Here is a 230-nt window from a genome sequence, read left to right as displayed (position 1 = left end):
CAGGTTCGAATCCTGTCTTCCCGATTGATGGCGGTGTAGCTCAGCTGGCTAGAGCGTCCGGTTCATACCCGGGAGGTCGGGGGTTCGATCCCCTTCGCCGCTATAATGATCTTGTTGGACCTTTAGCTCAGCTGGTTAGAGCTCTCGGCTCATAACCGAGTGGTCGTAGGTTCAAGTCCTACAAGGTCCATTAAATACTATGGAGGATTACCCAAGTCCGGCTGAAGGGA

General features: G+C 53.5%; 2 tRNA genes. Both read left to right on the top strand.

Annotated features, from left to right (window positions below):
* The first annotated feature begins 29 nt into the window (after nt 1-29).
* Nucleotides 30-103, top strand: a tRNA-Met gene (locus HMPREF2619_RS10430).
* A gap of 13 nt (nt 104-116) precedes the next feature.
* Nucleotides 117-190, top strand: a tRNA-Ile gene (locus HMPREF2619_RS10425).
* Nucleotides 191-230 lie beyond the last annotated feature (40 nt).

The sequence above is a fragment of the Streptococcus sp. HMSC074B11 genome (assembly GCF_001808705.1).
Classification (GTDB): domain Bacteria; phylum Bacillota; class Bacilli; order Lactobacillales; family Streptococcaceae; genus Streptococcus.
This window is presented reverse-complemented; position numbering and strand designations above follow the sequence as displayed.